General features: G+C 62.2%; 4 protein-coding genes and 2 pseudogenes. 2 read left to right on the forward strand and 4 right to left on the reverse strand.

What is annotated here, in order from left to right; translation table 11 throughout:
• The first annotated feature begins 328 nt into the window (after positions 1-328).
• Positions 329-736 (forward strand): transposase, encoded by a 408-nt coding sequence (locus ACFYP3_RS36755; protein WP_388842391.1) that lies wholly within the window; start codon positions 329-331, stop codon positions 734-736.
• A 303-nt stretch (positions 737-1,039) separates the two neighbouring features.
• Here the strand turns inward: ACFYP3_RS36755 and ACFYP3_RS36760 are convergent, their stop codons facing one another.
• Positions 1,040-2,005, reverse strand: coding sequence for a D-alanyl-D-alanine carboxypeptidase family protein (locus ACFYP3_RS36760; protein ID WP_388842393.1), 966 nt, complete (start codon positions 2,003-2,005; stop codon positions 1,040-1,042).
• Positions 2,006-2,371: 366 nt separating this feature from the next.
• Here ACFYP3_RS36760 and ACFYP3_RS36765 point away from each other — a divergent pair.
• Positions 2,372-2,700: pseudogene (locus ACFYP3_RS36765) on the forward strand (transposase); the annotation flags it as partial.
• A gap of 902 nt (positions 2,701-3,602) precedes the next feature.
• On the opposite strand, the gene ACFYP3_RS36770 reads toward ACFYP3_RS36765, so the two are convergent.
• The 3 genes and pseudogenes from ACFYP3_RS36770 to ACFYP3_RS36780 form a co-directional block, all read right to left on the reverse strand.
• Complete coding sequence (locus ACFYP3_RS36770) at positions 3,603-4,376, reverse strand: L,D-transpeptidase family protein (protein ID WP_388842395.1); 774 nt, start codon at positions 4,374-4,376, stop codon at positions 3,603-3,605.
• 762 nt (positions 4,377-5,138) lie between these two features.
• Positions 5,139-5,613: pseudogene (locus ACFYP3_RS36775) on the reverse strand (transposase family protein); the annotation flags it as partial.
• Positions 5,603-5,905: a hypothetical protein gene (locus ACFYP3_RS36780; protein ID WP_388842397.1), complete on the reverse strand. Its 303-nt coding sequence runs from the start codon at positions 5,903-5,905 to the stop codon at positions 5,603-5,605. The pseudogene ACFYP3_RS36775 and the gene ACFYP3_RS36780, both read right to left, overlap by 11 nt.
• Positions 5,906-6,043 lie beyond the last annotated feature (138 nt).

Consider the following 6,043-nt stretch of genomic DNA (forward strand, 5'->3'; position numbering starts at 1 on the left):
GCGGTGACACCTCGCTCAACAGCCTTGGGGCTCTGTCCGTTCCATCGAGCACCCCACCGTCACCCGATCAGTGGCCACTCTGAAAAGGCTCACTGACGTCGATCACGCGCTTCCTCCTGTCGTCCCATCGCCCGGCCGTCCCACGGCACCGATCGCCACATCCACATTACGAAGAGCAACGGACGTAAGACATCCCAATCAACAACCCGAGGGCCTCGTCTGTTACGCCACCCCGACACCACCCGATTGGTGGCCAACTTGAACAAGCTCACTGGCTGCACATATCTTGGCCGGATCAGGAACCGCGGCGTGGACAACCTCCTGGTAGATGTATGCGTCGGGCTGGGGGACTGCCCGGCGCCGCCGGGGCCGTCCGGTGACGACGATCGTGCAGACCCGCGTGGTCCCCCTGCTGCGGAACTCCTTGCGCTGTGCCGCCGCCAGCGCTGGGACAAGACCGCCGGACTCGGTCCGCGGGCTTCGCAGGCGCCGGCGCCGGAAGCACGCGGCGAACGTGTGGCTCGGGGAAAACGCCCGGGAGTTCACCCCGTTCCAGTGGTCCGGCACCGAGATCCGCCACATCGTCCGCATTACGAACGCGATCGGGTCCATGAACGCAAGGATCCGGTGGGCGGCCAGGGCACCCGCTCACTTCCCCAACAAGAGCGCTGCCCCGAAGTGCGTCTGCATGACGGTCACGTCCCTCAACCCCACAGGCCAGGGCCAGGCCCTCTGACCATGCGCTGGAAGACCGCCCAGAACACCTTCGGCATCGCCCTCGACAGCCCGCTCTTCACAGCTCGCCAGTAACCCCGAACCCTCTCACCACACCGAGCGATTGACAGACTTGCCAGCGGCGCATCAGGCAGACATGTAGGGCTCTCGGGGTGAGATGATGGCAACGGTTTCGGTGCCGGCCCCGGAAGCAACGACTCGATGGACGTACCGTTGATCCAGCAGATCCATGGCCGAGACTGACGTTTGCCTACCACCAGACCAGCTGCCTCCCGAATCCGAACCAGATGATCAACAGCGTCTGTTAGGGCGTTGCTCTCACGAGCGCAGCGTCCGTCGGGAGGCTAGGCAGTGAGCTGATCGCTTCAGCGTCGGTGGGGAGTTCGAAACCCCAGTCCAGCAGCGACCTGGCTTCTTCATAGACAGCGTTCGGCAGGCCTGACTGAGGGTTCATCACGGTGGCGATTAGCGTGCGGCCGCCGAGGCGTGCCGCAGCGATGAGAGTGTTGCCTGCACGGGACGTATAGCCATTCTTGATGCCAATGATGCCCGGATACGGAGTTACGCCGTACGTGCCGCTGAGGAGCCGGTTGGTGTTCACGATGGTGATGTAGCCATCCCGTCCTTCACTGCTGGGAAACATGGCAGTCTTGGTGCCGCAGTTTCGTAGGAAGTCAGCCCGAGCCAATCCTGCCCGACCGAATACGGTCAGGTCGTGCGCCGTGGAGACCTGCCCTGCGGCATCGAATCCATCGGGAGAGATGACCGAGGTGCTCTCCGCGCCTAGGGCCGTAGCGCAGTCCTCCATCTGAGCAGCAGTCTCGGCCCAACCACCATTAAGGGAAGCCAATACGCGGACAGCGTCGTTACCGGAGCGTAGAAAGACCCCGCTCCACAGCTCGTCAATACTGTACCAGGCCCCAACCTCCAGACCGACAACACTGCTGCCGGAAGGTACTGAGTCTAGGTCTGAAGAAGAAACGGTGTGGATAGCATCGGCGTCGAGGTGAGGCATAACGGTAAGAGCGAAAAGCGTTTTTAGCGTGCTTGCCGGTGCCAATTGGTGGTGGGGATGCCAAGCGGCTAGAACGTCGCCACTGACAGCATCAGCGAGCATCCATGCCAGTGCAGACATGTCTGAGGGACTGCGTTTTACCCGGCCGGAGAAGGCTCTGGAAGAGGTGGCGGGAAGCGCACTAGAAAGGAGAGTCAGGGCAGCTGAGGCTACAACTGACCTTCTGCTGGGCTGCGGAAATGAAGGCGTGATCACTAGTCAACTATCTGGCCAGCATCGCAGGTCGATGGTGCCTGACACGACCAAACAGCATATCACTGCCATCCGTTCCAGTGAGCTACGGCGTGTCGCGTTGCTGTCTTATTGAACCCCTGGTCAGCAAGTCAGGACGGCGGCACCGTGAGGAACTCGCGAGCTTCGCTCATGCAGTTCTTTCAGCGAGGGTCTGTCCTGTAGGCGGTGTAACTGGCTTGTTTTCTGGGTGGAGATTAGGTTGTTGGTGAGGCGTTCGTCGAAGGTGATGTCGAAGGTGTGGAGGGCGCGCTTCCAGCGGGTGGTCCAGCGTTTGCGTGCGGTGCCGGTGGGGTTCGAGGGACGTCACCGCGAGGTAGAGCACTTCAATACCTGCTGCGGGCGTCGTTCCGCTATGCCAGCCGCCAGGACTGGGGCAAGATCGCCGAAGCACTCAAGCCGCTCTACACCGCTCCGACCGAGGACGCGGCCACGAGCCGGTTTCTCGAATTTTGCGAGCAATGGGAGCAGAAGTATCCGGCGATCGTGCAGCTCGGGGAAAACGCCTGGGCCAAGTTCGTTCCGTTCCTGCAGTTGACGCCGAGACCCGCCGCATCATCTGCACCACCAACGCCATCGAGTCCGTCAACGCCCGCATCCGCCGGGCCGTCTGGGCCCGCGGACACTTCCCCTCTGAACGCCGCGCGCTGATGAGAGACCTGGCCACCGTCCGGCCCGGTGCAGTGCCGGGCAGTTCGCGGGCGGCAGGTCTGCATAACGTGGATGCGCGAGCACGGTGCCACCACCATGGCCGGCACGGTCCACACCTGCGGAAGGCTGCGATGTTAGGCATAGGCGTCTTCCTCTAGACGGACGTCGGCAAGACCGCCCACCACGGGCACGGGCTAACCCCGGGCGGGAAGAAGGTCTTCGACAAGGCCCACATTCTTTCCGTGGTCCTAGTCGGGGTGTTTCCAGCTGTCAGGTGGCGGCTGGAAAGGTACTGAGCCCTGTCCAGATTGTTGACGTGTTGGCACATGCTTAGGAGACCTCGATCCACAGCTACTGGCGGACATGGTTGCTGAGGGTGCGCAGGCAGGTGGTGCAGGATGAGGCGCATTCTATCGAGTTCACCGTCGGCGAGACCGGAGATGTCGAGCAGGGCTGCGCATGCTGGCATCGAAGTCGCAAGCGCGGTTCCCCCGAGCGCCCAGCACAACGCCGGATGGTCGGTCTTCACCATGACGTTGGAGTGGAAGGCCACCGATGTGGGTGTGCCTGGTTTATCGGCCGCGCAGGGCCAAACCCCTGAGATTGACTCAGTGTCGTGGTATCAAGGACGGCCCCGCGTCCCTCATCGTCTGTGTGGGAGAGTGCGGAGCCGTCCTTGAGCGGGGCATCAACGCGGCGGCCAGAATTGCCGAGACCGCCGGTCTGCGATGCCAGGCGGTGGAGCGCAGGTATGATTGGAGCACGTTTGCGGAATCGCAGGTCGACGTAGGAGCTGACAGGATAGTCAAATGTCCACGGTAAGAATCCCGCTGAGGCTGGCGGTATCTGCAAAGCGATCCCGATGAGCCACCTTAACTGCTCCACAAACCTTGGCTATTTCCGGATTGGATCATGGCCGCCGAAGGTGGACGGGCCACCCGATCTCGACGGTATCGGAAACCAGATCGGCCAGCGGCATCGGGATGCGGATACAGCCGTGCGAGTCAGGCTCAAGGGGCACTGTGCTGCTCCCATGGAGGGCGAACCCACCGTAAAAGTACAATGGCCTGTACATGTATCCAGTCGGGACCGTCTCCCAGCCCTCCACAATCCGGTAGACCTCATAGTCCCCTGTCGGGGTTGTGGCGTAGCGACAACGCCCCTCCGAGCAGTAGTACCGGCCAGATCCTGAAGAGATGTGGGTGAGGATGGCTAGTTCGCCGTCCTTGTATACCTGCATTAGCTGGGCACTCAGGTCGACCTCGACACGGTTGTCATCCCCGTTGGGTAACAGTGGGGTTGGCTCCTTCGGGTTCTGTAGCGCCTGGAGCATCGCGGCGTTGATGGTTTCGCCGATTTCGAGGCCCTGCACCTTCTGGAAGGTCCACACGGCGGGGATCATTTCGTCATCGTAGATTCCGCTGATCTCCCCGTGGTAATAGTGAAGCTTCGTTAGCATCTTCTGTACGGCGGTGACATCGTCGCCTTCGTCCCCGGTCTTGATATCCCGGACGCTCACAGGAGCCGGCCGAGCTGCACCTGTCTCCAAGTGCTTCGCTAGCCCAGGCGGGGCTGTCGAGACTTTGGCAGAGGCGGACAGCGCGGGCTGCATGGCGAAGGCCGTCTGTGGGGCGAGCAGAAAAACGGCGGCCACTAGGGGTACGACCCAAAGAAAGTACTTCATGCAGGGTCCTTTCACGGGCTGGTAGAGAGGCTCGACCCACGGCGCGATGGTCTTTGCGGGGTCGGGCGGGAGGTAGAGTCGTAAGCATGCACAAGGCATACGCAAAGACCCAAAACTACTGAAGCGTTGGACGCGGCTGCCGGTGGCGCGTGGTTTCGCTTAGCCCAACCGCGCACTGACCGCGCGGCATGATCGCGCCCGAGATCCGTATCGCGTAAGCCAATAGGGAGCCGGGTATGGCTTTTTTGCATTGCTACATGGCAGATAAAGGGATCGCCGGAAAATCTGGATTAGAGGGAGGCGGCAGCCGTCATTAGGAACTGTCTGTGTCCGCGATCCATGGAAAGCTTCCTGACGATCTGAAATCGTGAGGCCGAGTCCTGCGCGTTGACCGCAGTGGAGGGGGCGAACCGATGACGATAACGCCCTGGAGTCCGGTGGGTCGACCTGCCTGATTGATCGCGGCGCGATCGACACAACGGTGCGACGGGACGACAGCCAGATCCAGCGCTGACGACGAAATGTCGCAGACGAACCTGGAATCGAGCATTCTCAGGGGCATGACCTCAGATAATTCGCGCAGGCTACACTTCGCGAGCCCACGATGAGCTGAGTTGGGCCGATTGGCTGTGAAGTTCATGCGGATGGATGCTGTCGCCGCTGTGCTCAGTACCATGCGGCGAGTTGGCATTAAATGTGTCGCAGACGGGACGACTTGAAACTGCTCGCGAGCCGCTAGTGTATTGAGTCAATAATTCTTCGGAGGTCCTTCCCGGGCTTTCGCCGGTGGGGGACGGCGACGATGTTGCCGGCGCCTTGGTAGCCCCGGTCCGCGACGACGGGAAGGCCGAGGCGGACGCAGGTGGCGATGATTCTGTGCCGGCGGGCGGCGGTCAGGTCGTGGGTGCGGCCAGGCAGGGCGGGCGAGATCCAACCAAGGTTCCGTCCGGGCGGTGATGACCTGCAGGTTCACCCCGTGTCTGCGGTGCTTGCCCGAGTAGTCCGCTCGCCCGTCGCCGGTTGGGTTGCACTCGGCGAAGGTTCCGTCGAGCAGGACATAGCGGGTGTCGGTCGCTCTCAGGGCCGCGGTCAGTCCCGGTGCGAGAGCGGCCAGATGCTCCACCACGGCGTGGACGTGGGCGTGCGCGGTCCCAGGGCTGCTACCGAATCCGGCGGCGAGCTGTCTGAGGGTGTCGTTCTTGCGCAGGTACACGAGCAGGGCTAATTCATTGTCGTGTTGATCTTGCTGCGTCGCAGGTCGGGGGTAGTCCGAGGAGGTCGAGCGGGCGGGGGAACGGAGTGTAGGAGACTTCTCGGATTCCGGCGGCGATGTTGTGGTGGCCTGCGTCGCGGAGTGTGTTGATCGCGAGGTTGCGGAGGGTGGCCATGTTCTCCGGTCCGTGTCCGGTGCGGATCTTGGAGGCGTCCTCCGCGAAGGTCGTGTCCCTGATGTGGTGGACGGCCTCGATGCCCCATTGGGCCCTGGCGATACGACCGATGAGCTGGGGCGATGCCTCGGAGGACGTCATGTCGGTGATGGCGTGGATGGTTTGTCGGGTGACACGGCCGGTCTTCAGTGGGCGTTAAGTCCGGTATTCCTCGGTTCGTGATCACCCGATCGTGGGGCTGATCGCCGACCGAGATGTCTGGTGGGCATGTCCATGCTG

This window comes from Streptomyces sp. NPDC005533, from assembly GCF_042871845.1.
GTDB lineage: Bacteria > Actinomycetota > Actinomycetes > Streptomycetales > Streptomycetaceae > Streptomyces.